The organism is Proteus sp. G2626, assembly GCF_009915985.1.
GTDB classification, from domain to species: domain Bacteria; phylum Pseudomonadota; class Gammaproteobacteria; order Enterobacterales; family Enterobacteriaceae; genus Proteus; species Proteus vulgaris.
Window position 1 is genome coordinate 418,551 of record NZ_JAABNH010000029.1, and the last position, 27,000, is coordinate 445,550.

A 27,000-nucleotide genomic window follows, 5' to 3' on the forward strand; every position below is an offset into this window, starting at 1 on the left:
TTTTCCCTCCTTGGAGGATAAGCGTGTCTAAGCGTCGTGTAGTTGTGACCGGACTAGGCATGTTATCTCCTGTCGGTAATAACGCAGAAGCTTCTTGGGAAGCAGTGTGTGCCGGACAGAGTGGTATCGGCCTTATCAAAGATTTTGACACCAGTCATCATGCGACTAAATTCGCAGGATTGGTAAAAGATTTCAATCATGAAGATTATAATCTTTCGCGTAAAGAGGCGCGTAAGATGGATCTTTTCATTCAATATGGTATTGCAGCCGGTGTGCAAGCCATTGCGGATTCAGGTCTTGAAGTAACAGAAGCCAATGCAAGTCGTATCGGAGCTGCTATTGGTTCTGGTATTGGTGGCTTAGGCCTTATCGAAGAAAATCATACATCCATGATGAATGGTGGTCCTCGTAAAATTAGCCCATTTTTTGTACCTTCAACCATCATTAACATGGTTGCAGGACATTTAAGCATTATGTATGGCCTTCGTGGCCCTACAATCTCTATCGCCACAGCGTGTACTTCAGGTGTTCATAATATAGGACATGCTGCACGTATTATCGCTTATGGTGATGCTGATGCAATGCTGGCGGGCGGTGCCGAAAAAGCAACCACACCATTAGGGTTAGGTGGCTTTGGTGCTGTTCGTGCATTATCAACACGTAATGATAATCCTCAAGCGGCTAGCCGTCCATGGGATAAAGATCGTGATGGTTTTGTATTAGGTGATGGTGCTGGTGTTCTGGTTCTTGAAGAATATGAACATGCTAAAAACCGTGGCGCTAAAATTTATGCTGAAGTGGTTGGTTTTGGGATGAGTAGCGATGCTTATCACATGACTTCACCAGCAGAAAATGGCGAAGGCGGTGCGCTGGCGATGACAAATGCACTGAAAGATGCGGGTATTGCCTCATCAGAAGTGGGTTATATCAACGCACATGGTACATCAACGAATGCAGGCGATGTTGCTGAAGCACAAGCGGTAGAAAACGTATTTGGTAAAGGCACAGATGTATTAGTTAGCTCAACAAAATCTATGACAGGTCATTTATTAGGCGCTGCTGGAGCTATTGAGTCTATCTTTACTATTCTTTCTCTACGTGACAAAATCGTACCTCCAACTATTAACCTCGATAATCAAGACGAAAATTGTCATCTTGATTTTGTTCCACATAAAGCACGTAAAGTTGAGAACATGGAATATGCTCTGTGTAACTCATTCGGCTTTGGTGGTACTAATGGTTCAATTCTCTTTAAGCGCGTTTAAACCGTTTTTTGCAGAAAGTTGAAAAATACTTAAAGGCCCAGGATTATTCTGGGTCTTTTATTTTGTCCTTTTACTGCCAGTTGCTTTATCATGTGCAGGTTGATATCAATAACATAGATGTAGGGTGTGTTAGATGCATTGGGTAAATGGACAACAGCAACAAAATGTAGATGCCAGTGACCGAGCGATACAGTTTGGGGATGGTTGCTTTACTACTCTTGCGATTGAACAGGGTAAACCTTTTTTATTACCCGAACACCTTAACCGTTTAAAAGAAGGCTGTGAGGCTCTTTTTCTTCCTCATCCCAATTGGCCCGATTTAGAAAATCACATAATAAATATTGCCTCAGATACCCAGGCGAAAGGTGTTATTAAAATTATCATCAGTCGCGGTTATGGGGGGCGTGGTTATTCTTCAAATGGATTTATGACACCGACGGTTATAACATCACTGTCATCCTATCCCTCACATTATTCTCATCAGCAAAGTGAAGGTATATCACTTAGCATCAGTCCTGTTACTTTAGGAAAAAATCCTCTATTGGCGGGAATTAAACACTTAAATCGTTTAGAGCAGGTTCTTATTAAGCATCATTTAGAAAAAACAGAATTTGATGATGTTTTGGTGTGTGATAATGAGGGATATTTAGTTGAAGCAAATGCAGCAAATCTTTTTTGGCGCAAAGGAAATACACTTTTCACACCGGATCTGAGGGATTCCGGCGTAAAGGGCATAATGCGTCAATCAATTATTCAATTAGCTAAAAAACTGAATTGGAAAATTGATATCGTAAAAGAGAAACCGGAAACCCTTTATCAAGCAGATGAAGTTTGGTTAACAAATAGCTTAATGCCGATACTTCCTGTTTCACGTATCACTTTTTCGGATGATAAGTGCTATCAGTATTCAACTAGAGAGTATTATCATGTTGTTTTACAACACTGTTTGTCACTTAAATAGAACTTGATGAGTTATAAATGAAGATAAAAAAAATAGTATGGATAGTTTTTTTTGCCTTACTAATTAGTATCGGTGCAATTGCGTTGTATATGATGCAACATCTTCGTGCTTTAGAAGAAAATGTTGTTGTAAAGCAAGATGAAATGCTACTCACAGTGCCAGCAGGAACAGGGCGCGTTGCCATGGAACAACTGCTTATAAAAAATAATCTACTCAACAAAGGCGATTATTTTCAAGTTTTACTAAAAATAAAACCAGAGCTTAGTCAATTTAAAGCAGGTACATATCGTTTAACAAAAGGTATGTCTTTGCGTGATGTTTTGTTGCTGATCAACAGTGGTAAAGAAGCCCAATTTACCATCCGTTTTATTGAAGGGAGTCGTTTAAAAGATTGGCAGTCTATTTTTGAGCAAGCCCCCCAACTTACGACTATTGCACATACAATGGATAGCGATAAATTACGTGAAGAGATAGGGATAAAACCCGAGATGGCTAACCTAGAAGGTTGGTTTGCACCAGATACATACCATTACACAGCGGGTACGACAGATGTCGCAATTTTAAAACGCGCCTATCAACAAATGGAAAAAACATTAGAAGAAGAGTGGATTAAACGAGATAGAGGTCTACCGTATAAATCAGCTTATGAAATGCTTATCATGGCATCAATTATTGAAAAAGAGACGGGGATTGAGGCTGAAAGAACAAAGGTCGCGTCTGTATTTATTAATCGATTAAAAGCCAATATGCGATTACAGACCGATCCTACTGTAATTTATGGTTTAGGTGATAAATATCGAGGTACGATTTATCGTAGTGATTTAAATGGTTATACCCCTTATAACACGTATCAAATTGATGGATTGCCACCAACACCAATTGCGATGCCAGGGGTCGCCTCAATCAGAGCCGCTGCACATCCAGCGGATACGCGTTATCTCTATTTTGTTGCAGATGGAACGGGTGGTCATAAATTTTCAACCACACTCAATGAACATAATAAAGCCGTCGCACAATATCGACGCTTACAACAAAGATAATTATGAACAACAGTAAATTTATTGTAATTGAAGGATTAGAAGGCGCGGGAAAAACCAGTGCAATTCAAACCGTTGTTAATACATTAAAAGAAAAAAATATCACCAACTTAGTCTTTACCCGTGAACCAGGAGGCACGCCTCTTGCTGAAAAACTACGTGAACTTATTAAGCAAGGAATCGAAGGCGAAAAAGTGACAGATAAAGCAGAACTGTTAATGCTATACGCAGCGCGTGTTCAGCTTGTTGAAAATGTGATAAAACCAGCATTAGCAGAAGGTAAATGGGTGATTGGCGATCGACATGATCTCTCTTCCCAAGCCTATCAAGGTGGTGGACGTGGTTTAGATAAAGATCTCATGCTATCACTTCGCAATACGGTTCTTGCCGACTTTCGTCCTGATTTAACGTTATATCTTGATTTAGATCCCGCCATTGGACTTGCAAGGGCGCGAGCTAGGGGGGAGTTAGATCGGATTGAAAAAGAGTCAATGGACTTCTTTTATCGCACTCGTGAACGGTATCAAGCATTGGCTCAAGGTGACGATTCTATTATTACAATAGATGCATCTCAAACTATCGAGAAAGTTCAAGCCGATATCCGCCAAACACTGACTACATGGCTAGCTCAGCAGGAAAATAAAGCATTATGAATTGGTATCCTTGGCTAAATCAGGCATATCGGCAACTTATTAGCATGTATCAAGAAGAGCGTGGCCATCATGCTCTGCTTTTACATGCGATCGAAGGCATGGGAGCAGACGCGCTTTCTTATGGATTAAGTCGTTGGTTAATGTGTCAGAATAAACAGGGATTAAAAAGCTGTAATGAGTGCCACAGTTGTCGCTTGATGCTTGCCGAAACACACCCGGATTGGCACCTTTTACAAAGTGAAAAGGGTAAGACATCTATTGGTGTGGAAGCCGTTAGAAAAGTGACAGAAAAACTAGAGCAGCATGCTCAACAAAGTGGTGCAAGAGTTGTGTGGATCAAAGAGGTTGAAGCGTTAACTGAAGCGGCTGCAAATGCATTATTAAAAACGTTGGAAGAACCGCCTAAAAATACGTATTTTTTACTTAATTGTCAGCAACCTGAAGTTTTATTAGCCACATTGCGTAGCCGCTGTTTTTATTACCATTTAGTGGCTCCTGATCATCAACATGCATCATATTGGATACAACAACAGCTACCGAATGTACCTTATGCTAATAGTGTAACTGCGTTAAATTTATCGCAGAATGCACCAATAGCAGCACTCTCATTACTGAAAGAAGAATGGCAAGAAAGAGAGACTTTTTGCCAAGTGTTATATTCGAGTTTGCAACAACGTGATTTATTTGGATTTCTTCCACAACTAAATCAAGATAATGCAGAGCGTCGCTTGTATTGGTTGTTATCGCTTTTACTTGATGCTTTAAAGTATCAAACGAATGCACAAGGCTATTGTATTAACCAAGATCAACAACCTTTAATTATGGCGTTATCACAATGGTCTTCAAATATCTTGTTAACCATTATTGATGGATGGAAACAATGTCGTTATCAGTTAATGACCATTCCAGCCTTAAATAAAGAATTATTATTGGCAGAACAACTGCTAGATTGGGAAAATCAGTTAGTCACACAACATTAATAGCTACATAAAATTAATTGTGATTTAGCTGTAATAGAAACACCTATAAGTTATATCAGATAAATGAGAGTAAGTTATGTTTTTAGTTGATTCACACTGCCATCTCGACAGCTTAGATTATGAAAAACTACACAAAAATATTGATGATGTTGTCGAAAAAGCACAGCAGCGTGATGTTCAATATATGTTAGCTGTAGCAACAACGTTACCGGGGTTCAAAAAGATGCGTGAACTTATTGGCAAACGTGACAATATTGCATTCTCTTGTGGTATTCATCCCTTGAATTTAGATGAAGGTCATGATGTTGAAGAGCTCGCGCGCTTAGCGGTTGCGCCTGATGTAGTTGCTTTAGGCGAAACGGGGTTAGATTACTATTACCAACAAGAAAATGCAGCATTGCAACGTGATATTTTTCGTGAACATATTCGCATTGGCCGACAAGTCAACAAACCTGTAATCGTGCATACACGCAGTGCTCGTGAAGATACGTTATCGATTTTAAAAGAAGAAAAAGTGCAAGAGTGTGGCGGTGTGTTGCATTGTTTTACTGAAGATAAAGAAACCGCAACTGCATTACTTGATCTTGGAATGTACATCTCTTTTTCAGGCATTGTGACATTTAGGAATGCGGAACAAATTAGGGAGGCTGCACGTATTGTCCCTCTTGATAGAATTTTAGTTGAAACAGATTCCCCTTATTTAGCACCAGTTCCTCATCGCGGAAAAGAAAATCAACCTGCTTATGTCCGTGATGTTGCAGAATATATGGCTGTATTAAAAGGGGTGAGTGTTGAAGAGTTAGCGCTACAAACAACGCGCAATTTTGCTAAGCTCTTTCATATTCAAAACTTACCTGCTTAATTGATTAATCAGGGATTAAAACAAATAATTAAGGTGATGGAAATGGCAGAAGAAACAATTTTCAGTAAAATTATTCGTGGTGAAATTCCCGCTAACATCGTTTTTCAAGATGAGACTGTCACTGCATTTCGTGATATTTCGCCTCAAGCACCCACACATATTTTGATTATTCCTAATAAACTTATTCCTACAGTAAATGATGTTACAGTTGAAGATGAACAAGTGTTAGGACACCTATTTGTTGTTGCCGCTAAAATTGCTCAACAAGAAGGTATTGCAGAAGATGGTTATCGCCTAGTGATGAATTGTAATAAACATGGTGGGCAAGAAGTTTTCCATATTCACATGCATTTATTGGGTGGCAGACCATTAGGGCCATTATTAAGCCAATAATCGACATGATACTAAAAGCGAAATAACAGGAAGTAATACATGATAAGACAAGGTAAGGCTATTTACTCGTTACTTATCGTTATGTGTATGACGACATTGCTCTCTGGGTGTTTATCATCTCATTCAGATAATAAACTCTATTTTAATCGTCAACAGGCCATTATTATGGAACCTTCTGTCTTAGTTGTGGGGATTGTTGCGGGACAACCAACCCTTGAACACCATGCTAACGGTACAAGAGCGACTGTTATGCTGTCGAATACACAATCGTATCCTGTTTCAATTCGCTATCGCTTTTACTGGTATAACGAACAAGGACTTGAAGTATCTCCTGCTGGACATGTAAATGATGTGACTATTCTTGGTGATGGAGATACTGAAATTAGCGCCGATGTTCCAGATAAAACCATTAGTTATGTCAGAGTTTATCTCTTTACTTAGGATAAGGTAACGCGAGTATGAAAAGACTTTTATTTGTGGCGATCGCTGTGTTTTTATTAGCAGGTTGTCCGTCTATGTTGCCACAACAACCGCCTGTACCAGTAGAGCCGGTTACACCGACTGAGCCTGTTGAGCCACCTAAACCAATAGAACCACCGATTGAAGTGGTGCCGACACCACCAAAGATCACCCGTATTAATTGGAGCGCGGTGGTAACACCTTTAATTAGAGAAATGGCAGTCACTGATGACTTAGAAGCGGGTAAGTTAATCGTTATTGATAATGTCAAAAATAACTCTGGCGGAAACATCCAAGCGGTAAATGCAACCAATACAATTATAGAATCTGTTAATAGTATTAGTGCGTTACAAACTGTGCCTTATACGCAAATGATGTCAGCTCGAAAAGCGCTTGGTTTATCAGGAGAAGACCGTTTAGGTCTTCGTAGTGCCGCAATTGGATTAGCTCGTCATTTAAAAGCAGATTATATTTTATTCTCAACAGTTGATGGCAAAAAAGATAACCGCGTTATTAGCATGCAGTTAATGTCGGTTTCTTCTGGCGAAATTCTTTGGAATGGACGCAATAAGATTGAGTGATCAGTATGACTTAAGTTTGCTTAATGCCTTGCAAAGGCTTTTTCCTGCAACGGCATTAAGTCAATGGAGAATAACAGCATTAACGGGGTTGGGAGGTGGCTCTTTTCGTGTTCAATATGCTGATATTGATTTGATTGCTCGCTACTATGGGGATGAAAGAAAAGGACTTTATGTACACGGAAGAAAAGAGTATGCCATTCTAAAACAGCTTTCAGACTCTGATTTATCACCTAAAGTTGCAACATGCTATGGAGAATGGTTTTTTCTTCATTGGTTACCCGGCGAACACCTTTCTCATCAATCTCTTTTTAGTACTTATTTGAAGCCATTAGCGGAAAAAGTAGCAACGTTACATCAACAAACTCCGTTAGGCTTTCCTCTTGACTTAAATCATGAGTTATCCCTTTATTGGCAAAGAGTCGATAGAAAACGGTTATCTGCTAAATGGCTACGTTTACAACAATATTTTTTACGCCAACCTCGATGTAATCTCATAAAATACGCGCCAGCTCACATGGATTTGCATGTTGAGAATATTCTTCTTAGTGATTCAGGTATAAAATTTATTGATTGGGAATATGCTGCAGATATTGATACAGCTGATTCATTAATGACGTTCTTTGCCACAAATCAACTGAATGAAACGCAACAAATGGCATTTTTGGATTATTATTGTTCGTATCATTGTCATTATACAGAGCAGAAAGAGGCTGACTCTTATTCTGTCAGAGAATTAAGAGCACGTATTCTTTCAAGGGAATCATTCATTTTTTATATGATGCTAATGTGGTATGAAGTCCGTTGGCAACAAACAAAAGATGGATCATTTTTAATGATGTCTGAACCTTTACGTCGCTATTTTAGTCTGACGAATTAAAGACATTATCTTGTCACAATTACAAAGAGAGGAATGTTATGGGTCCAGTAATGCTTGATGTTGAAGGATATGAACTCGATAGTGAAGAGCGTGAAATTTTAAAGCATCCTCTTGTCGGTGGATTAATCCTTTTTACCCGCAACTTCCACGATGCAGAACAATTAAATGAATTAGTTCGCCAAATTCGTGATGCATCTCATGAACGTCTGGTGATTGCCGTTGACCAAGAAGGTGGGCGAGTACAACGTTTCCGAGATGGTTTTACACGGATACCTGCGGCACAATCCTATGCAGCATTAAATGAAAGCTATCAAGCGAGTCATTTAGCACAAGAAGCGGGATGGTTAATGGCATCCGAAATGATTGCTATGGATATTGATATTAGTTTTGCGCCTGTCCTCGATTTAGGCCATAACTGCATTGCGATAGGGGAGCGCTCTTTCCATGATTCTCCTGAAATTGCCATGACAATGGCAGAAAGTTTCATTAAAGGCATGCGTTCTGCAGGCATGAAATCAACAGGTAAACATTTCCCGGGGCATGGTGCTGTAAGAGCTGACTCTCACAAAGAAACTCCGCGTGACGATCGCTCTTTAAATGATATTCGCCAACGTGATATGTCAATTTTTAAAGATTTTATTCAGCGTCAATTGTTAGATGCAATTATGCCAGCTCATGTTATCTATTCTCAAGTTGATGAACGTCCAGCGAGTGGCTCATCCTACTGGTTGAAATCAATTTTACGTGAACAACTCGGCTTCCAAGGTGTTATTTTCTCTGATGATTTATCTATGGAAGGTGCTGCTATAATGGGAAGTTACGCAGAAAGAGCACAGCGCTCCCTTGATGCGGGTTGTGATATGCTTTTAGTGTGTAATAACAGAAAAGGGGCAGTGAGTGTGTTAGATAACCTGTCCTCAGTCAAAGCAGAACGCATTTCCACATTGTACCATCACCGAGGTCGTTACACATTGAGTGAGCTACAAACCTCTGATCGTTGGAAAAAAGCGAATCAGTTGCTGACCCAATTACAGGAGCAATGGCAGGAGCGCGCATGATTATATATTTACATGGTTTTGATTCCACAAGTCCTGGAAATCATGAGAAGGTTTTACAGCTACAGTTTATTGATCCTGATGTTCGTTTTCTCAGTTACAGCACCTTGCATCCTCGTCATGATATGCAACATTTGCTGAAAGAAACGGATAAAGTGATTAAATCCACTAAAGAGCCCGTATTAATTTGCGGTGTTGGATTAGGGGGATATTGGGCAGAACGTATTGGTTTCTTATGTAATATTCGTCAGGTAATGATTAACCCTAATCTTTTTCCTTACGAAAACATGACAGATAAAATCGATAGACCTGAAGAATATTTAGATATCGCAACGAAATGTATTAAAGATTTTCGTTCTAAGAACAAAGACAATGCATTAGTGATATTATCCCGCAATGATGAGATTTTAGATAACCAGCGCTCTGCTGATGAATTATCACCTTATTACACTGTGATTTGGGATGAAGTCCAGACGCATAAATTTAAAAGTCTTTCTGAGCATCTGTTTAAAATTAAAGCGTTTAATAGCAAAATTTAAGACTAAAATTGTTTCCAAAAATGGGTGGGTTTTCCATCCATTTTTATTGTCTCCCGCATAATATTTTTATCTCTTCTTGTCCCTTTTGGCTTTAGTGCAATTGGCTTAAGATGACCTGTTCATTATCTGCTCATCACATTCTGTTTTCATCGCTTTAACTTCACTTTTTATCCTTAATAGTTTGTATTTATTTAAAAAATTTAGTCTTAATGTTTTTTTTAGTTGTTTATTAATCAGAAAAAGGCGCATTGCTCTCGATTTTTTCAAAAAAGAGATATGAATATTCAACTATTTTTGATATAAATCAACTTTGGTATGACCATCTTTCCAATTAACTTGTTTGAAAACAAAAATAGCAGCCGAAACGATTTAACTGTCGTTATATAAGTAGATTTCACTAAGGCTATTTAAATAACAACAGTAAATATCTTTATGGAGTGACGTTAAATGTCATTAACAAAAATTATTATTGTCGGTGGTGGCGCGGGTGGCTTAGAACTTGCGACTAAATTAGGCAATAAATTAGGTCGCAGCAAAAAAGCCGAAATCACCTTAGTTGATCGTAATAATAGCCATCTATGGAAACCATTATTACATGAAGTGGCTACAGGCTCTTTAGATGATGGCGTTGATGCGTTAAGTTATTTAGCACACGGCTATAACCATCATTTCAATTTTCAATTAGGTTCACTCACCGGACTTGATCGCGAACAAAAAAATATTACATTAGCGGCTATCTATGATGAAGACCAAGAATTACTCGTCCCCGAACGTACGCTTGATTATGATATTTTAGTTATGGCATTAGGCAGTAAATCGAATGATTTTGGTACACTAGGCATTAAAGAAAACTGTATTTTCTTAGATAGCCCACAACAAGCACATCGTTTTCATAATGAAATGCTGAATTTATTCTTAAAATATTCAGCTGACGCCAATGCACAAGCCGAAGATCGTAAAGTGAATATCGCTATTGTTGGTGGGGGAGCTACAGGGGTTGAACTTTCTGCTGAATTACATAATGCAGTACGCCAGCTAAATAGTTATGGATTAAAAAAATTAGCGCCATCAGCGTTAAATATTACTTTAGTTGAAGCGGGAGAGCGTATTCTTCCTGCATTACCTGTGCGTATTTCGAGCGCAGCACATCATGAGTTAACAAAATTAGGTGTACGAGTTATGACCAAAACAATGGTCACAAGTGCAGATGAAGGCGGATTAAACACAAAAGAAGGTGAGCATATTGATGCTGACTTAATGGTGTGGGCGGCTGGTATTAAAGCACCTGATTTTATGAAAGATATTGCAGGCCTAGAAACTAATCGCATTAATCAATTAGTTGTAAAACCAACCTTACAAACGACCGTCGATGAGTCTATTTTTGCTATCGGTGATTGCGCATCTTGCCCTAGAAAAGAAGGTGGTTTTGTTCCACCAAGGGCACAATCAGCACATCAAATGGCAAGCCGTTGTTACAGTAATATTTTAGCAATGTTAAAAGAAAAACCATTAAAAGATTATGTATTTACCGATCACGGTTCATTAGTTTCTCTATCTAAATTCAGTACGGTAGGGAGTTTAATGGGAAATTTGATGAAAGGTGACATGATGATCGAAGGACGGATCGCTCGTATTGTTTACATCTCTTTATATCGGATGCATCAAATTGCGTTACATGGTTACATCAAAACAGGGCTTATGATGTTGGTTGGTTCTATCAATCGAGTGATTAGACCCAAGCTAAAACTTCATTGATTTATCTTTTGCTTTTCTGATAAGACAAAAGTTATCTTTTTAAACCCTCGTATTATATGAGGGTTTTTTATCTATTTTTTCTTTTAAATTAAATAATTAAATTAGAATATCTAAATAAGATAAATAATCTTAGCATAAATGACTAGATGATTTATCTGTTTATATCAAAAATAACGAATAACACTAAAGCTCAATAAGACAATGGTAAATATAATTTTATCATTAAGGTTAATGAGTAATATTAAAGATAAGATCTATTTTTGATTATTATGCTAAATTATTTAAGACTTTTCTTAAATAAAAAATGATGTTTAATTCATTAATTTATCAAATAAAGTGTTATGGTATTTCTCTGATTTGCATTTAAAACACAATAAGTGAAAAGCATTAGTATAAGCTTAACATGTTATTTTTATTAAAATTTAATTCAATGAAATATTTTCATAAATCTTAAAAATAGATTTTTAAATATGAATTATCACTTATTTTTAAGCAACAATTGTTAACCTCGTGTTATCATAATGATGTATTATAAATAGTATAACGGTTTAAATTTTTTCACGAAAATAAATTAAGAACTCTCTTAATATAATAGATAATGCTTAAAAATATGATGAGGATTTATTTAATTAAGTAATTAAAACAGAAATAAGTGGTGTATTTAACATGTCATAAATACGTAGTTTACTTATTATGTTAATCAGCATGGATGTTGAATTAAGCTGTCAGATAGAGAATTCATTTATTGAATAATAAATAAATTAGCCAGTTATCGTAAAATAGTGGCTTTTTATTGAGCATCTGTAGCAATTAAGGACAAAACAAATAAAAAGGGGTAAAAGTGAGTGTTGATGTCAGAAAGTACACACTGATAGGACTAGTCGTTGTATTAGCTATTCTTTCATTTATTGTATGGAGGTGGGTATTTCCCCAGCCTCAATTCGCTCATGTCGTTTCCGCTACACCGATTAAATCAACGGTTTTTGTGACAGAAGAGTATTGTCATCGAATCGGTTTACCAACGCCTTTTACTCCAGAAAAATTGTCACGATTTCATCCGGCAGAGCAAGAATGTCGCGTGTTTTATATGATTGAAGCACTTAATAACAGTAATATTGCAAATTTTCCTTATCCTCAATTCAAAGAATGTATTCCGATTTATCGACAAGAGCGCAGAATTGTGGGCTATGATGTGCTTTACACTATTGATGGAACACCAGGTAAAGTGCGCACTACCTTTAAGCCTGGCGAAGTTATTGCTTTAGATGCTGATGGCAGGCTGATTTTGGCACAAGAACCTTATTGTTCAATGAATGAAAAAGTTCCTTGCCGTACAAACTAATACTAATAATATAAAAAGGCGTAAATGAAGAGGCTTTATTCCTTCATCACGCCTTTTTATTGACTTAAATAGCGGTGAATTCGACTGCTATTTTATCTTATGATCATCAAATGCACTTAACATATCATCAATGAAAGTGAGTCGTTTTTCACGTTCAGCTAAATTAGTAATAAACTTCAATTTAGATGGGCCGTCTAAGCGAAAAACAGCGGGTTGTTCTTGGAGTAAGCTAATTAAATAGCTCGGATCAACCTTGTTCTTCTCACCGAATTCAATAAACCCGCCTTTATCATGCGCTTCAATACGTGTAATACCTAAGCTCATTGCATTTAAACGAATAGCGGCATTACGCAATAAATAACGACCAGCATCAGGCAATTTACCAAATCTATCAATCAATTCTGCTCTTAAATCATTAAGTTCATTTAAATCAACCGCACTTGCAATTCGTTTATAGAATGAGAGTCTGACATTTACATCTGGAATGTAATCATCTGGTAATAAAACTGGCATTCTTAATTCAATTTCAGTTTGCTGATTGGTGAGATCTTCAAGTGATGGCTCTCTGCCTTCTTTTAGTGCTTCTATGGCGCTTTCTAGCAATTCCATATAAAGAGAGAAGCCTACCGTATTCATTTGGCCACTTTGTTCTTCTCCGAGTAACTCGCCCGCACCCCGAATTTCCAAATCGTGAGTAGCCAACGCAAAACCAGCACCTAGATCTTCCAGTGAAGCAATCGCCTCTAAACGTTTATGAGCATCTTTTGTCATGGCTTTAGGATGTGGCGTTAACAAATAAGCATAAGCTTGGTGATGAGAACGACCTACACGACCACGTAACTGATGTAATTGCGCTAAACCAAAGTGATCGGCTCGCTCAATAATAATGGTATTTGCACTTGGTATATCAATACCTGTTTCGATGATGGTAGTGCAAAGTAACACATTAAAACGCTGATGATGGAAATCATTCATCACTCGCTCAAGTTCACGTTCACGCATTTGCCCATGCCCAATCCCAATACGAGCCTCAGGAACGAGTGTAGCCAGTCTCTCACGCGCTTTTTCGATATTTTCAACATCGTTATACAAGTAATAAACTTGTCCACCACGTAATGTTTCACGCAAGATAGCTTCGCGTACCACTAAATCATCATATTCCCGTACAAAGGTTTTTACGGATAAACGGCGTGCGGGTGGTGTTGCGATAATAGAAAGATCACGCATACCACTCATGGCCATATTTAATGTACGAGGAATTGGGGTTGCTGTTAGTGTCAAAATATCTACATTAGCACGCATAGCTTTAATCCGTTCTTTGTGACGAACGCCAAAGCGATGCTCTTCATCAACAATGAGTAGCCCTAAATCTTTCCAGTGAATACTCGGTTGTAATAATTTGTGTGTACCAATGACAATATCAATAGTACCTTCAGCCAGTTTCTCTGTGATTTGTTGCTGTTCTTTTGCGCTACGAAAACGCGAAATCATCTCAATATTAACGGGCCAATTGGCGAAACGATCGCGAAAATTATCGAAATGTTGCTGAGCTAATAGAGTGGTTGGTACTAAAATCGCAACTTGTTTATTATTGTTAACCGCAAGGAATGCTGCGCGCATTGCCACTTCTGTTTTACCAAAACCCACATCACCACAGACTAATCTATCCATTGAAATGGCCTGGCACATATCACTTAATACGGCGTTGATTGCTATTTCTTGATCGGGAGTAGTTTCAAAAGGGAAACTTTGTCGGAACGCGTGATACTGCTCTTTATCCATTTTAAAGGCAAAGCCTGTTTTTATTTCGCGTTGCGCATAAACATCTAACAGCTCTGCCGCAACATCACGGACTTTTTCAGCCGCTTTTTGACGCGCTCTTACCCACGCATCCCCCCCTAATTTGTGTAAAGGGGCATTTTCATCAGCACCACCAGAATAACGACTGATTAAATGTAATGATGAAACAGGAACATAAAGTTTGTCGTTACCTGCGTAACCTAACATTAGGTATTCTGCTTTTACGCCACCTGCTTCTAAGGTTGTCATACCTTGATAGCGTCCAACACCGTGTTGAAGATGCACAACAGGCTGACCAATACTTAATTCGGCAAGGTTACGAATTAAGGTATCGGTATTAATTGCTCTGCGATTGTCTTGACGGCGACGATTAATACGTTCACCCAACATATCGCTTTCACAGATCAAGGCTAATTGGCGATGGCTATCAATAAAGCCGTGTTCAGCTGCGCCAATAATAAAATAAGCCCCTTTTTCTTGGGCATCTGATAACTCAACGATCTGTTTTGGGGCTATTTTTATACGTGATAATAGTTCTTGTACTGTTTCGCGTCGGCCTTCACTCTCAACAGAGAAAATAATACTACCTGAAAATTGCTCTTGGAATCGACGCAGATTATCTAAAGGAGATTTACTTTGCGCGTTAATCGATAAATCAGGAAGTGGTTGATAACCTAAATTAGTTTGTCCTGCTTTTTCTGGCAACGTGTCTGTTTTAAGTTGAATTCGTGGCCACTGTTTGAGCGCTTGATTAAACTTATCAACATTGAGCCAAATATCATCAGGAGGGAGCAAAGGCCGCATTGGATCAACGCGACGACTTTCAAAACGTTGGTTGATGTCTTGCCAGAATTTATCAGCGAAATCTTGTAGATCTTGCGTCACTATTAGGGTGTTTTGGGGAAAATAAGCAAATAAGTTAGATAAAGGCTGTTCAAAAAATAGTGATTGCCAATATTCAATCCCAGTTGGCAGTATGTGTTTACTGACTTGTTGATAAATATGTTCAGGATCACGTCTTACATCGAAGCGCTCACGCCACTGACTACGAAAGAGCTCAATTGCATTGGCATCAGTTGGGAATTCATGTGCAGGCAATAAATTGATTTGCTCCACTTCTATTAATGTTCTTTGAGTATCGACATCAAAAGTACGCAGGCTATCAATTTCATCATCGAAAAAATCAATACGATAAGGGAATTCACTTCCCATAGGAAATAAATCAAGCAATGCACCACGTGTTGCATATTCTCCATGCTCTAATACTTGCTCTACATGGCGATATCCTGCTTCATCGAGTGTTTTACGCAAATTATCACGAGAAAGTATCTCTCCTTTTTGCATTACCAACGCATGACTTGCGAGATAATCCGTAGGGCAGACTTTCTGCATTAACGTATTGACGGGTAAGATTAAAATTCCCTTGAGAAGTGATGGAATACGGTATAGCGTAGAAAGACGGTTTGAGATAATTTCTTGGTGAGGTGAAAAACTGTCATAAGGCAGAGTTTCCCAATCCGATAATGTCTCTACTGGATAATCACAAAACTGACGGATTTCATCTTGTAAACGTAATGCATTTTGCATGTCACGAGTAACAAGAACGACTAATCCAGAATGACGTTTGATGATCTCTGCACATTCTAGAGCACAAGCGGCACCAGTCAGTTGACCGAGCTGGCGAGTATCCCCTTGTTTTATAGGAAGTTGATAACGATATTCTGAGGACATAAGCGTGTAATGTGAACTCTTTGTTGTAGTTAACTCCCAACACATCTTCAGCGTACTCGCTAAAGCTTAAACTGGCGGGCAGGTTAAGATAAAAGAAAAACCACAGTTTGGGAATAGAGTGGTTCCATTCAGTAAGACTACCCTTTATTATCCCTGAACACTTCGCATTAGCAACAGGAACAGCACAGATTTCATGTACAATTCTGTCTCATTTTATATAGGGCTCCGTTATATGCGGGGTCGCGCGGTCGATAAGTTCGGTCGCTTCGTCTCATGGCTATCTGCTTTAGGGATCATGTTAGGTGTCGCAGCGCTTATCACTGTGACTTCTGTTATGAATGGCTTTGAACGTTCATTGCAAGAAAGTATTCTTGCTTATCTTCCACAAGCCATAGTGACATCACCTAACGGGCAACTACCCCGACAATCAAATATAGCCGAAAATTTACTGACGCGAGAAGGTATCATAAACGTTGTTCCTTTAGTAGAAAGTGATGTTGTTTTGCAAAGTAAAGACAATATCAGTGTTGGCGTTATGTTAGGGATTGAGAAAGCACAAGATGAGCCATTAACAAAATATATTCGTTATGGTGATTTCTCTATGCTTAAATCGGGTGAATATGGTGTGATCTTAGGAAGTGGCTTAGCTAAACAATTGAAAGCAAAAGAAGGGGATAAAATTCGCCTGATTGTGCCAAGTGTAAGCCAACTAACCCCGATGGGAAGATTACCCAGTCAACGATTATTTACTGTTAAAGGTATTTTCCAAAGTGGTGGAGATGCTGACGCCTCTCAAATTTTAGTTAATCAACAAGATGCGGCACGTTTAATGCGTTATCAACCAGGAAATATTACTGGGTGGCGTCTTTTCTTTTCTGATCCTCTCAATATTGAAAAATACAGTACTCAGCCTTTAGCTAAAAATTTAAGTTGGAAAGATTGGCGTGAACGTAAAGGTGAATTTTTCCAGGCAGTTAAAATGGAAAAAAATATGATGGGATTATTATTAAGCTTAATTATTGCTGTAGCTGCTTTTAATATTATTACCTCACTTTCTTTATTAGTTATGGAAAAACAAGGGGAAGTGGCTATTTTGCAAACCATGGGGTTAAAACGTTCTCAGATTATGTCCATTTTTATGTTGCAAGGTGCTGGGGCTGGCATACTAGGTGCTGTTGCGGGGGGGCTTCTAGGGGCATTGCTCTCAAGCCAGTTAAATACCATTATGCCAGCGGTAGGACTTATTCCACAAGGCGTCGAATTACCTGCCACGCTTGATTGGGGACGGGTATTTATGATTGGCTTTGCCGCTATTGTGATTTCCCTTTTATCCACTTTATACCCGTCTTGGCGGGCCGCGACTATTCAGCCAGCAGAGGCGCTACGTTATGAGTAATTCTTCTATTAATAAACAGCCAATGGCATCAGAAAAAAACATGCAAATTGACAAGAATTGTTTATTGGATTGTCACGCCCTGTGTAAACAATACCAAGATGGTACAATTTCAACGCAAGTACTGAAATCGGTTTCATTTAAAATGGAAAAAGGTGATTTTTTAGCTATCGTGGGTAGCTCCGGTTCAGGTAAAAGTACCTTATTGCATCTATTGGGTGGTTTAGATTCACCTACATCGGGCGAAGTCTTCTTTGAGGGGCTGTCGCTCAATACATTATCTTCCTCAGAAAAAGCCGACTTGCGTAATACACAACTGGGTTTTATTTATCAATTTCACCACTTATTACCTGATTTCACTGCCCTTGAAAATGTGGCAATGCCATTAATGATTGGTGGGATTAACGTGGCAAAAGCGAAAGAGAAAGCGATGTCTTTACTTGAAGCCGTCGGTTTAAAAGCGCGCGCTCATCATCGTCCTTCAGAGCTTTCAGGTGGTGAAAGACAACGTGTTGCGATTGCAAGAGCATTAGTTAATGATCCGGCATTGGTACTTGCAGACGAGCCAACAGGCAACCTTGATCAGAAAAATGCCGAAGGGATTTTCGAGCTATTGATTAAGTTAAATAAAGAAAAGCAAACCGCTTTTCTGGTAGTGACGCATGATTTATCACTGGCGGCTCGTTTTCAGCGTCAACTAGAAATGAAAGATGGTCAATTACAGCCACAAAACGCGATTTCAGGAGTGAAATAATGGCGCAATTGCCACTTGCATTAGTGACCGCTTTACGTTTTTCAAGAGGGCGAAAACGTGCGGGAATGGTTTCGTTAATCTCGGTTATTTCAACATTGGGTATTATGCTTGGTGTTGCCGTTTTAATTATCGGTTTAAGTGCTATGAATGGATTTGAACGCGAATTAAAAAACCGTATTTTATCTGTCGTCCCTCATGGTCAAATTTATTCTGTTGAACAGCCATTTGTACAATGGCAATCGGCATTACCTCGGATTGAAAGCACTCCAGGTGTTGTTGCCGCTGCACCGTATATCTTATTAACGGGATTATTAGAGAAAGGAACTGAACTAAAAGCAGTGAGTGTTATGGGAGTATCCCCTGAAAAACAAAGTGATATCAGCTTATTGCCTCGTTATGTACAAAATAATGCATGGCAAGATTTTCGTGCAGGCAAGCAACAAATTATTGTTGGGCAAGGTGTTGCAGACGCATTAAAAATAAAACAGGGTGATTGGTTAACGGTATTAATCCCGAATAATGATGATCCTACTAAGCTATTACAGCCTAAACGTATCCGTTTACAAGTGAGTGGCATATTTAAACTGAGTGGTATGCTTGATCACCAATTAGCGTTAGTGCCTTTAGCTGATGCTCAGCAATATATGGATTATGGACAAGGCATTACAGGGATTGAAGTGAAAACAGTTGATCCATTTTTGGCTAATGAAATCATCCATAATGCGGGTTTAAACAGCAAAGAGTATGTTTATGCGAAAAGTTGGATAAGTGACTATGGCTATATGTATAGTGATATTCAAATGATCCGCAGCATTATGTATTTATCCATGATTTTAGTGATTGGTGTGGCTTGTTTTAATATTGTTTCAACGTTAATTATGGCAGTAAGAGATAAAAGCAGTGATATTGCTATTTTACGTACACTAGGTGCACGAGATAGCCATATTCGTAATATCTTTTTATGGTACGGCTTATTATCAGGCATGATTGGTTGTATTGCCGGTGTTATTTTTGGTGTAGCAGTGGCTTACAATTTGACACCTTTAGTCTCTGTTATTGAATCATTAACAGGGCATAGTGTACTTTCAGGTGATGTTTATTTTGTCGATTTTCTCCCTTCAGAAGTGCATTTGATGGATGTTTTTTCTGTATTTATCACTACTGTGATCTTAAGTCTGATAGCAAGTTGGTATCCAGCTCGTCGAGCCACTAAACTAGATCCTGCAAGAATTTTAAGTGGACAATAAGTTTATTGACATACAAAGAAGAAAAAACACTTAAAATAGTGAAGTTAGAAACGCGATATTTAAACTTGAAAACCAAGGATTGTAATGATGAAACTTAAACTTCGTCATCGTCGGCTTAGGAAGTTTCGTAAGATTAAAAGTTTACGTAGACAACATTCACGTTGTCGTTATTTTCATCTCACCCATAAAACGGAACATGAAATGAATTTACCCAAAGTTGTCGTATTAACAGGGGCTGGCATTTCAGCTGAATCAGGAATTAAAACATTTCGTTCAGAAGATGGATTGTGGGAAGAACATCGCGTTGAAGATGTTGCAACACCTGAAGGTTATCAACGCAATCCGCAATTGGTTCAGCAGTTTTATAATGAACGCCGGCGCCAATTGCAACAACCTACAATTCAACCGAATGAAGCACATTATGCATTAGCGAAACTTGAGCAACGCTTAGGTAAAGATCACTTTCTTCTTGTAACACAAAATATTGATAATTTACATGAAAAAGCGGGTAGTCAGCATATTTTGCATATGCATGGTGAATTGTTAAAAGTTCGTTGCCCACAATCCCGCCAAGTTTTTGAATGGAAAGGTGATTTAGACATCACAGATCACTGTCATTGTTGCCAGTTTCCATCGCCACTACGTCCGCATATCGTCTGGTTTGGTGAAATGCCTATTGGTATGGATGATATTTATCGTGCTTTGGCTGAGGCTGATATTTTTATCTCTATTGGGACTTCAGGTAATGTCTATCCTGCTGCCGGTTTTGTTCATGAAGCAAAACTGACGGGAGCGCATACTGTTGAGTTAAATCTTGAACCTAGTTTAGTTGAAAGCCAGTTTGAAGAGAAACATTATGGACCAGCAAGTCAGGTTGTTGATGAATATGTTCATAAATTGTTTGAATTAATTAATGATCCTAAAGCTGATTTGACGCAATAATTATTTTATAGAGTTCCCTATTATTGTTCTTAGAGAGATCTTAGGGGGCAAAATGGATAAATTATTAGAACGTTTTTTTGAATACATTAATTTTGATACTCAATCAAAACCATCTTCAAAAATGTCGCCAAGCAGTGATGGCCAGCTAAAACTGGCTAAGGCATTGGCACAAGAATTAAAAAAACTGGGTTTTTCTGACGTAACACTCAGTGACAAAGGATGTGTAATGGCAAGTTTGCCATCCAATGTCTCTTGGCCAGTGCCTGTTATTGGTTTTATTTCGCATCTTGATACAGCTCCTGATTTTTCGGGCAAGCATGTAAAACCACAAATTCTTGAAGATTATCGTGGTGGTGATATTGCATTGGGTATTGGTGATGAAGTGTTGTCACCCGTTATGTTTCCAATACTGCATTCCATGATTGGTAAAACATTAATTACGACAGACGGTAAAACCTTATTAGGTGCTGATGATAAAGCGGGTATCGCTGAAATTATTACCGCCATGGTACGTTTAAAAGAAACGAACCGACCTCATGGTGATATTCGTATTGCGTTTACACCAGATGAAGAAATTGGTCGTGGCGCACATTATGTTGATTTAAAAGAATTTGGTGCAAGTTGGGCTTATACTGTTGATGGTGGTGGTGTCGGTGAATTAGAGTATGAAAACTTTAATGCCGCATCGGTGAATATTAAAATTGTTGGTAACAATGTTCATCCTGGTAGTGCAAAAGGGGTAATGGTAAATGCATTAGGATTAGCGTCTCGTATTCACCAAGAATTACCTGTCGATGAAACACCAGAAAATACTGACGGCTATGAAGGTTTTTACCATCTACAAAGTATTAAAGGTACGGTAGAAAGAGCGGAAATGCATTATATTATCCGTGATTTTAACCGTAATTTATTTGAAAAACGCAAACAGAATATGATTGCGATTGCTGAAAAAGTAGGTAAAGGCTTACACCCGGATTGCTATATTGAGCTGACTATTGATGATAGTTATTACAATATGCATGACAAAGTTGTTCAATTCCCACATGTTATTGAAATAGCAAAACAAGCGATGATTGATTGTGATATTGAACCTAATATTAAGCCTATTCGCGGTGGTACAGATGGCGCGCAGCTTTCTTATCGTGGACTTCCTTGCCCTAATATTTTTACCGGTGGTTATAATTTTCACGGTAAGCATGAATTTATCTCTTTAGAAGGAATGGAAGCCGCAGTGAGTGTGATCATGCGCATTGCGGAAATAACAGCGGAAAGAGAAAAGGCAAAAGTGATTAGCTAATGACTGATAGATTTTGTTATATAAGATAAAAATAATAGCCGAAATATCGGCTATTATTTTTTAGTTATATTTCTTAATTATATTGTTAACTGAGATGATTTATTTACGCTCTTTATAATCTTGCTCAACAGAAGATTTCCAATCTTCATTTAACTCTTTACCTTCAATCTTAGACTGAACGGCTTTATTAACCGATTCGTAGGCATTTCCATAACCTTTAGCATCTTGAATATATTGAGTTGAGTTAGACGATTTAATACCAATACTTTCCGCAGCACTTATCGCATCAAAATTAGCGCCTAAAAAGATAAACTCCCAACCTTTCTCTTTTTCTGCTGAAGTAATTAATGATTTTACTTTTTCTAGCGAATATTCACGGCTACTATTTTCTTCACCATCAGTTATGATCACCATCATGACATTTTTATAAGGTGAATTTGGTTTATTTTCTTCCGTGATCGCATTTCCAACTGCATCTAACAATGCAGTATTGCCTGATGCAAAATAATCATTAGTAGTTAAATCTTCTATCTTATTAATATCAATTCGGTTATGTAGTTTTTTAGCCTTACTGTCAAATAAAATCGTGGTTATATAAACTTTCTCAGGGCGATTTTTATTTTCAGCTAAAATGGTATTAAATCCACCAATAGTATCTTTTTCATATCCTTGCATTGAACCACTTTTATCTAACACAAAAATGATATCCGTTTGTGCTGGTGGTGCTTTCACATTGGCTATTTCTGCTGTTTCTGCAAATACCATGGACGGTAAAATAAACGCAGCAATTAAAACAATAAATTTTTTCATAGACGACTCCATTGTAGAAAAAAGAAGTAAAGTGGTGAAAACCTAGCCTTACCTTAAAGGAAATTAATAAGATAAAATAGGAGAACTGACTGAAAAATAGACGGAGTGTTAATATATGAACGCACTTAATTAAAAATAGAATGATTTTATAATAATGGGCTTACATATTATTTAATATTAAAATTTCAATATAGGCTTAAAATTAATAACTCCTTGATAAATTAACTTTATTAAATTTATCTTATAATCACAATGAAATTTATAAATATAATATAAGGATATTGAATGGAAACCATAGCAGGAAAATTATTAAAACCGGTAACAGAAGCTCAACTAAATTCTCATAAAAAGGAAATGATTAAAAAATCTGAGCAACAATCATTTATTATTATTTTTAGCTATTTTCTAATAACTTTTTTAATTTTATTTTCTCTTTATGTGACAAATAGCAAACATACATTATTACTTTTTTTCTTACAAAGTACATTTTTTGTTGTTATTCCTTTTTTCTTCCGTAATACAAGAGTTCTTTTAAAAGAAGCAATAAATTATTTTATTCGCTAAGTTTGAAAATAAGAGATATTTTAAAATATATAATAATAAAAAAGCCCTGCCATTAACATGGTAGGGCTTTATAACTTATCATTGAAGATTAGTGATAATTAATCTTCAAAATACCAATAACCTTGATTAACTAAGTGTGTTAATAAACGTACAAATTTTGGATCAGACAGCGCCTCACCTAAGTGTTGTTTATCAATATAATCATATTGGCAAAGCGCATCAGCTGCTTCAATATGAGCAGTATCTATTAATTCGCCATTTACAAAACAGCTATCGCCAACACGCAGTGCGCGAATACCATTTAAACGATGAAGTTGTTCACCTTGTTGCAGTAAATCATGAATTTCTGCGCTTTCATATAAAGGCTCAGGAACAGCGAGATCGAGTTCATGGCGAGATTGAGAAATAAATTCACCAAACCAATGGCGGAATACTTCGGGTTGAGCAAGTAAATCTTCCATCATTTCATGAAGTTTATTTAACTCTTGATGTTGTACTAATGCTGGATTTTCACGCTCGGTTAAATCAGGATCACTATAACGATAGCTACCTAAATCGTTAGCTAACACATAGTCAGCGAAGCCACTGAAAAGTTCACGGGCATTAGGAGCCCTGAAACCAACAGAGTAGTTAAGTGATTCTTCAATCGCATAGCCTTCATGTGGGAATCCAGGTGGGATATAAAGAATATCACCGGGTTCTAATTCTTCATCAATAATTGCGTCAAAAGGATCCACTTGAAGTAAGTCAGGGTGAGGGCAGTGTTGTCTCATCGGGATTTTTTCACCCACACGCCAACGACGACGACCTTGTCCTTGAATAATAAAGACATCATATTGATCGAGATGTGGGCCTACACCACCACCAGGAACAGAATAAGAGATCATTAAATCATCAATGCGCCAATCGGGTAATACACGAAATGGCTTCATTAATGCCGCACTAGGGAAATGCCAGTGATCGACAGCTTGTACAAGCAAAGACCAGTCTTTATCACCAAGTCCCTCGAAGTGCTCAAAAGGCCCATGTTTGACTCCCCATTGTCCGTCTTGACAGCTAACAAGACGGCTATCCACTTCATCTTCCATTGCAAGACCAGCAAGTTCGTCAGGAGATAAAGGATCAACAAAACGTGAGAAGCCGTTTTTAATTAATAAAGGGCGTTTTTGCCAATGGCTTTCGAGAAATGATTGCCAATCTAAATTAAGTTTATAGTCCATTGTGTATATCCTGAATTCGGGAAGCCTGAAGTCATAATATAATGAATTCTAACTTCCTGCTAAACATTCCTTTGAGCAATGTGAGTAATAACGATTAACACAAGAATAAGTGGACAGTTATCATACATAAAGATGATGTGGGGTAGTGATTTATTCAGGATAGTTTATTCACGTTCTGTTGTGAGTTGTTGTTCTGCGAACGTGACTGTAATACGGGCTCCTCCTAAAGGGCTGTCAGTCATTGTAATATCACCACGATATTGCTCAATAATATCAATCGCAATGGATAATCCTAAACCTTGTCCTGGGCGTAAAGTATCTGCTCTTGTTCCTCGTTGGAAGATGACTTCTCTTTTTTCAGGGCTGACGCCGGGGCCATCATCATCAACAATAATTATTACACTATTTTCATTATTACTTACATTGATTTCAACAAATTCTAGACAGTATTTACAGGCGTTATCAAGAATATTACCCATTACTTCCATAAAATCATTTTTTTCACCTAACCACATAATTTCAGGTGAAACATTGAGTGTTAAATCAACACCTTTTGATTGGTAAACTTTACTTAATGCACTACAAAGATTATCTAATAATCCTGACAGTGAATGGAGTTTTCGTGTGGTAATGTCGTGATCACCATGAATCGATGCTCGGTGCAGATAATAACCAACTTGTTGTGAAATTCGTTCTATTTGATCAAGCATGATAGGTTCAGCTTGCTCTATCGTCATTTGCTTACCTGATCGCAAAGAGCGTAATGTTGATTGCAACACGGCAAGTGGTGTTTTTAAGCTGTGGGTAAGATCAGATAAACTTGTGCGATATTTACTGTAACGGCTTCGTTCATTACGCAATAACACATTTAAATTTCGGACTAAACCTTTTAATTCTGTTGGTGGGTTTTCATCTAAATCATTACGTGTCCCTTTTTCTAATGCGCTGATTTGTTCAATTACTTGCTTTATAGGTCGTAAGCTCCAATGGGCAGCTAACCAAATTAAAGGCACAACTAAGAATAAATTAGCGAGAATAATATATAAAAACCAGTCCCAAACTTGACTGACTTTTTGCATACGTTGGGGGATAGGATCGATAACAGCGATTGCCATATAAGGCATATTATCTGCTGCAGGATAATGGTTAATCACCACGGAGTGAGTTAAAAATTCATTGCTTGAATATTCTTCAAGACGTTTAAGATAAACACGATATTGAGGTAACTGTTGTAACATTAAACGGGTTGTTTTGACATCAACCAAAATCTCAAATAAACCTTCTTCATGGCGCCATTTATGCTTAATACTATTTGGAATCGCTTTGGGTAAATCGGAAGGCGTCCATAAGACGTTGCCTTTATCATCAAAAATGATGACCAGCGACGTATTGTTATTATTCAGGTTTGTTGGAAATTCAATATTCAGCTTGCCCTTATTCCACTGCGCTAAACTGTAATACAGATTACTTTGACTGCGCATTAACATAAAAGTGGTTTTATCAACGCTCACGATAGAACCGACTATGGCTACCAACCCATAAGAGAGTGTAAGTGCCAAAATAATGGCACTGGTCGCTAGTAAAAATCGTGTTCGTAATGAAAAAGGGGAACGCTGTTTTTTTTGCATATTAAGGTTTCATATCAAAACGGTAGCCTTGTCCGCGTACTGTTACAACAACATCATCAGGGTATTTTTCTAAGATTTTTTTACGTAATCGCCCCATTAATACATCAATAGTGTGGCTTTCTTTTAATTCGGCATCAGGATATAACTGGCGCATTAATGCATCTTTGCTAACGACTTTATTTTGATTGCGCATTAATGTTTCTAAGATCGTATATTCAAATGCTGTTAATTTAATTTGCTCGCCTGAAATCATGAACTCTTTACGTGACAAATCCAACTCGAAAGGCTCAATAGAGAGAGTTTGTGATGCAATTCCCATGTTTCTTCGCATTAATGCCTGAATACGAGCAACAATTTCCTCAAAATGAAAAGGTTTTGTCACATAATCATCAGCACCTGCATTTAATGCGGAGACTTTTTCTTGCCAACTTTCACGTGCAGTTAACACCATGATGGGCAACGTGACATTATTTTCTCGCCATCTGCGAATAAGGCTAATACCATCTTCATCGGGTAATCCTAAATCCACAATGGCAACATCTGGTGTACCTTCTGTTATAAAACTATCAGCTTCTTTGGCATCTTCTGCTGCATCAACTTGATGACCGGCATCACGAAACTGCACGGATAAGTGATGACGAAGTAAAATATTATCTTCAATAATTAAGATCCGCATAATTCCTCCTTGAGTACAATCGGCCAAGATACACCGTTGTAAAATAAATATAGGAAATGATAGTTAGTTAATCAGATAAAAATATTAGGTTATCATAGACAATCTATTGCTTAAAAAATACTGTAGCTAGCAATGTGTTTAAGTTGCAGATAGTTTTCTTCGTTTTTTGTTATAAAAAA

General features: G+C 37.8%; 25 protein-coding genes. 20 read left to right on the top strand and 5 right to left on the bottom strand.

Features of this window, described 5'->3' with window-relative positions; translation table 11 throughout:
• The first annotated feature begins 23 nt into the window (after positions 1 to 23).
• The 14 genes from fabF (at position 24) to umoD (ending at position 12,759) form a co-directional block, all read left to right on the top strand.
• The gene (gene fabF / locus GWJ05_RS18120; protein ID WP_161681542.1) at positions 24 to 1,265 is read left to right on the top strand and encodes a beta-ketoacyl-ACP synthase II; all 1,242 of its coding nucleotides are present in this window, start codon (positions 24 to 26) and stop codon (positions 1,263 to 1,265) included.
• A 133-nt stretch (positions 1,266 to 1,398) separates the two neighbouring features.
• Positions 1,399 to 2,226 carry an aminodeoxychorismate lyase gene (pabC, locus tag GWJ05_RS18125; RefSeq protein WP_036937740.1) on the top strand — a complete coding sequence of 276 codons (828 nt, stop codon included), beginning with the start codon at positions 1,399 to 1,401 and terminating at the stop codon, positions 2,224 to 2,226.
• Positions 2,227 to 2,243: 17 nt separating this feature from the next.
• Positions 2,244 to 3,266 (top strand): endolytic transglycosylase MltG, encoded by a 1,023-nt coding sequence (gene mltG, locus GWJ05_RS18130; protein ID WP_036937738.1) that lies wholly within the window; start codon positions 2,244 to 2,246, stop codon positions 3,264 to 3,266.
• A gap of 2 nt (positions 3,267 to 3,268) precedes the next feature.
• The gene (tmk, locus tag GWJ05_RS18135; protein WP_036937735.1) at positions 3,269 to 3,916 is read left to right on the top strand and encodes a dTMP kinase; all 648 of its coding nucleotides are present in this window, start codon (positions 3,269 to 3,271) and stop codon (positions 3,914 to 3,916) included.
• Positions 3,913 to 4,896: a DNA polymerase III subunit delta' gene (gene holB / locus GWJ05_RS18140; protein WP_036937733.1), complete on the top strand. Its 984-nt coding sequence runs from the start codon at positions 3,913 to 3,915 to the stop codon at positions 4,894 to 4,896. Before tmk ends, holB begins: the two co-directional genes overlap by 4 nt.
• Positions 4,897 to 4,972: 76 nt before the next feature.
• A complete protein-coding gene (locus GWJ05_RS18145; protein ID WP_036937729.1) occupies positions 4,973 to 5,758 on the top strand; it encodes a metal-dependent hydrolase in 786 nt (261 codons plus the stop codon).
• Between the two features lie 42 nt (positions 5,759 to 5,800).
• Positions 5,801 to 6,151 (top strand): purine nucleoside phosphoramidase, encoded by a 351-nt coding sequence (gene hinT / locus GWJ05_RS18150; protein WP_036937727.1) that lies wholly within the window; start codon positions 5,801 to 5,803, stop codon positions 6,149 to 6,151.
• A gap of 39 nt (positions 6,152 to 6,190) precedes the next feature.
• A complete protein-coding gene (locus GWJ05_RS18155) occupies positions 6,191 to 6,592 on the top strand; it encodes a YcfL family protein (protein ID WP_036937724.1) in 402 nt (133 codons plus the stop codon).
• Between the two features lie 17 nt (positions 6,593 to 6,609).
• On the top strand, positions 6,610 to 7,191 hold the full coding sequence (locus tag GWJ05_RS18160; protein ID WP_123822024.1) for a penicillin-binding protein activator LpoB: 582 nt from the start codon (positions 6,610 to 6,612) through the stop codon (positions 7,189 to 7,191).
• Positions 7,169 to 8,068 carry a phosphotransferase gene (locus GWJ05_RS18165; protein WP_161681543.1) on the top strand — a complete coding sequence of 300 codons (900 nt, stop codon included), beginning with the start codon at positions 7,169 to 7,171 and terminating at the stop codon, positions 8,066 to 8,068. Before GWJ05_RS18160 ends, GWJ05_RS18165 begins: the two co-directional genes overlap by 23 nt.
• Before the next feature lie 38 nt (positions 8,069 to 8,106).
• Complete coding sequence (gene nagZ / locus GWJ05_RS18170; RefSeq protein ID WP_036937719.1) at positions 8,107 to 9,126, top strand: beta-N-acetylhexosaminidase; 1,020 nt, start codon at positions 8,107 to 8,109, stop codon at positions 9,124 to 9,126.
• The gene (ycfP, locus tag GWJ05_RS18175; RefSeq protein ID WP_036937716.1) at positions 9,123 to 9,662 is read left to right on the top strand and encodes an alpha/beta hydrolase YcfP; all 540 of its coding nucleotides are present in this window, start codon (positions 9,123 to 9,125) and stop codon (positions 9,660 to 9,662) included. Before nagZ ends, ycfP begins: the two co-directional genes overlap by 4 nt.
• A 447-nt stretch (positions 9,663 to 10,109) precedes the next feature.
• A complete protein-coding gene (locus GWJ05_RS18180) occupies positions 10,110 to 11,417 on the top strand; it encodes an NAD(P)/FAD-dependent oxidoreductase (RefSeq protein WP_161681544.1) in 1,308 nt (435 codons plus the stop codon).
• 841 nt (positions 11,418 to 12,258) lie between these two features.
• Entirely contained in the window at positions 12,259 to 12,759 is a 501-nt protein-coding gene (gene umoD / locus GWJ05_RS18185) for a flagellar biogenesis regulator UmoD (protein ID WP_036937713.1), read from the top strand.
• A gap of 87 nt (positions 12,760 to 12,846) precedes the next feature.
• Here the strand turns inward: umoD and mfd are convergent, their stop codons facing one another.
• Complete coding sequence (gene mfd / locus GWJ05_RS18190) at positions 12,847 to 16,290, bottom strand: transcription-repair coupling factor (protein ID WP_036937710.1); 3,444 nt, start codon at positions 16,288 to 16,290, stop codon at positions 12,847 to 12,849.
• Positions 16,291 to 16,483: 193 nt separating this feature from the next.
• On the opposite strand from mfd, the gene lolC reads away from it, so the two are divergent.
• From lolC to pepT, 5 genes are all read left to right on the top strand, one after another.
• Positions 16,484 to 17,686 (top strand): lipoprotein-releasing ABC transporter permease subunit LolC, encoded by a 1,203-nt coding sequence (gene lolC / locus GWJ05_RS18195; protein WP_087803560.1) that lies wholly within the window; start codon positions 16,484 to 16,486, stop codon positions 17,684 to 17,686.
• A 40-nt stretch (positions 17,687 to 17,726) separates the two neighbouring features.
• A complete protein-coding gene (lolD, locus tag GWJ05_RS18200) occupies positions 17,727 to 18,437 on the top strand; it encodes a lipoprotein-releasing ABC transporter ATP-binding protein LolD (RefSeq protein WP_036939053.1) in 711 nt (236 codons plus the stop codon).
• A complete protein-coding gene (gene lolE, locus GWJ05_RS18205; RefSeq protein ID WP_087803558.1) occupies positions 18,437 to 19,684 on the top strand; it encodes a lipoprotein-releasing ABC transporter permease subunit LolE in 1,248 nt (415 codons plus the stop codon). The genes lolD and lolE overlap by 1 nt, the downstream gene beginning before the upstream one ends.
• 84 nt (positions 19,685 to 19,768) lie before the next feature.
• Positions 19,769 to 20,626: a Sir2 family NAD+-dependent deacetylase gene (cobB, locus tag GWJ05_RS18210; RefSeq protein ID WP_036937704.1), complete on the top strand. Its 858-nt coding sequence runs from the start codon at positions 19,769 to 19,771 to the stop codon at positions 20,624 to 20,626.
• 52 nt (positions 20,627 to 20,678) lie between these two features.
• The gene (gene pepT, locus GWJ05_RS18215) at positions 20,679 to 21,923 is read left to right on the top strand and encodes a peptidase T (RefSeq protein ID WP_036937701.1); all 1,245 of its coding nucleotides are present in this window, start codon (positions 20,679 to 20,681) and stop codon (positions 21,921 to 21,923) included.
• 99 nt (positions 21,924 to 22,022) lie between these two features.
• Here pepT and GWJ05_RS18220 read toward each other — a convergent pair whose 3' ends face one another.
• Entirely contained in the window at positions 22,023 to 22,745 is a 723-nt protein-coding gene (locus GWJ05_RS18220) for a vWA domain-containing protein (RefSeq protein WP_036937698.1), read from the bottom strand.
• A gap of 273 nt (positions 22,746 to 23,018) precedes the next feature.
• Between GWJ05_RS18220 and GWJ05_RS18225 the strand changes: the two genes are divergently transcribed.
• The gene (locus tag GWJ05_RS18225) at positions 23,019 to 23,297 is read left to right on the top strand and encodes a hypothetical protein (RefSeq protein WP_052038520.1); all 279 of its coding nucleotides are present in this window, start codon (positions 23,019 to 23,021) and stop codon (positions 23,295 to 23,297) included.
• 98 nt (positions 23,298 to 23,395) lie between these two features.
• Here the strand turns inward: GWJ05_RS18225 and GWJ05_RS18230 are convergent, their stop codons facing one another.
• The 3 genes from GWJ05_RS18230 to phoP all read right to left on the bottom strand — a co-directional run bounded on the left by GWJ05_RS18230 (position 23,396) and on the right by phoP (position 26,821).
• The gene (locus tag GWJ05_RS18230; protein WP_036937695.1) at positions 23,396 to 24,517 is read right to left on the bottom strand and encodes a ribosomal protein uL16 3-hydroxylase; all 1,122 of its coding nucleotides are present in this window, start codon (positions 24,515 to 24,517) and stop codon (positions 23,396 to 23,398) included.
• A 164-nt stretch (positions 24,518 to 24,681) separates the two neighbouring features.
• The gene (gene phoQ / locus GWJ05_RS18235; RefSeq protein WP_036937692.1) at positions 24,682 to 26,145 is read right to left on the bottom strand and encodes a two-component system sensor histidine kinase PhoQ; all 1,464 of its coding nucleotides are present in this window, start codon (positions 26,143 to 26,145) and stop codon (positions 24,682 to 24,684) included.
• Between the two features lies 1 nt (position 26,146).
• Positions 26,147 to 26,821, bottom strand: a complete 675-nt coding sequence (gene phoP, locus GWJ05_RS18240) for a two-component system response regulator PhoP (RefSeq protein WP_036937690.1) — start codon at positions 26,819 to 26,821, stop codon at positions 26,147 to 26,149.
• Positions 26,822 to 27,000: the final 179 nt, after the last annotated feature.

Bases quoted from the DNA above. Each gene is read 5' to 3' on its own strand.
- pabC (WP_036937740.1), top strand. From the start codon at position 1,399: ATGCATTGGGTAAATGGACAACAGCAACAAAATGTAGATGCCAGTGAC.
- mltG (WP_036937738.1), top strand. From the start codon at position 2,244: ATGAAGATAAAAAAAATAGTATGGATAGTTTTTTTTGCCTTACTAATT.
- tmk (WP_036937735.1), top strand. From the start codon at position 3,269: ATGAACAACAGTAAATTTATTGTAATTGAAGGATTAGAAGGCGCGGGA.
- holB (WP_036937733.1), top strand. From the start codon at position 3,913: ATGAATTGGTATCCTTGGCTAAATCAGGCATATCGGCAACTTATTAGC.
- GWJ05_RS18145 (WP_036937729.1), top strand. From the start codon at position 4,973: ATGTTTTTAGTTGATTCACACTGCCATCTCGACAGCTTAGATTATGAA.
- hinT (WP_036937727.1), top strand. From the start codon at position 5,801: ATGGCAGAAGAAACAATTTTCAGTAAAATTATTCGTGGTGAAATTCCC.
- GWJ05_RS18155 (WP_036937724.1), top strand. From the start codon at position 6,191: ATGATAAGACAAGGTAAGGCTATTTACTCGTTACTTATCGTTATGTGT.
- GWJ05_RS18160 (WP_123822024.1), top strand. From the start codon at position 6,610: ATGAAAAGACTTTTATTTGTGGCGATCGCTGTGTTTTTATTAGCAGGT.
- GWJ05_RS18165 (WP_161681543.1), top strand. From the start codon at position 7,169: ATGGACGCAATAAGATTGAGTGATCAGTATGACTTAAGTTTGCTTAAT.
- nagZ (WP_036937719.1), top strand. From the start codon at position 8,107: ATGGGTCCAGTAATGCTTGATGTTGAAGGATATGAACTCGATAGTGAA.
- ycfP (WP_036937716.1), top strand. From the start codon at position 9,123: ATGATTATATATTTACATGGTTTTGATTCCACAAGTCCTGGAAATCAT.
- GWJ05_RS18180 (WP_161681544.1), top strand. From the start codon at position 10,110: ATGTCATTAACAAAAATTATTATTGTCGGTGGTGGCGCGGGTGGCTTA.
- mfd (WP_036937710.1), bottom strand. From the start codon at position 16,290: ATGTCCTCAGAATATCGTTATCAACTTCCTATAAAACAAGGGGATACT.
- lolC (WP_087803560.1), top strand. From the start codon at position 16,484: ATGTACAATTCTGTCTCATTTTATATAGGGCTCCGTTATATGCGGGGT.
- lolD (WP_036939053.1), top strand. From the start codon at position 17,727: ATGCAAATTGACAAGAATTGTTTATTGGATTGTCACGCCCTGTGTAAA.
- lolE (WP_087803558.1), top strand. From the start codon at position 18,437: ATGGCGCAATTGCCACTTGCATTAGTGACCGCTTTACGTTTTTCAAGA.
- cobB (WP_036937704.1), top strand. From the start codon at position 19,769: ATGATGAAACTTAAACTTCGTCATCGTCGGCTTAGGAAGTTTCGTAAG.
- pepT (WP_036937701.1), top strand. From the start codon at position 20,679: ATGGATAAATTATTAGAACGTTTTTTTGAATACATTAATTTTGATACT.
- GWJ05_RS18220 (WP_036937698.1), bottom strand. From the start codon at position 22,745: ATGGAGTCGTCTATGAAAAAATTTATTGTTTTAATTGCTGCGTTTATT.
- GWJ05_RS18225 (WP_052038520.1), top strand. From the start codon at position 23,019: ATGGAAACCATAGCAGGAAAATTATTAAAACCGGTAACAGAAGCTCAA.
- GWJ05_RS18230 (WP_036937695.1), bottom strand. From the start codon at position 24,517: ATGGACTATAAACTTAATTTAGATTGGCAATCATTTCTCGAAAGCCAT.
- phoQ (WP_036937692.1), bottom strand. From the start codon at position 26,145: ATGCAAAAAAAACAGCGTTCCCCTTTTTCATTACGAACACGATTTTTA.
- phoP (WP_036937690.1), bottom strand. From the start codon at position 26,821: ATGCGGATCTTAATTATTGAAGATAATATTTTACTTCGTCATCACTTA.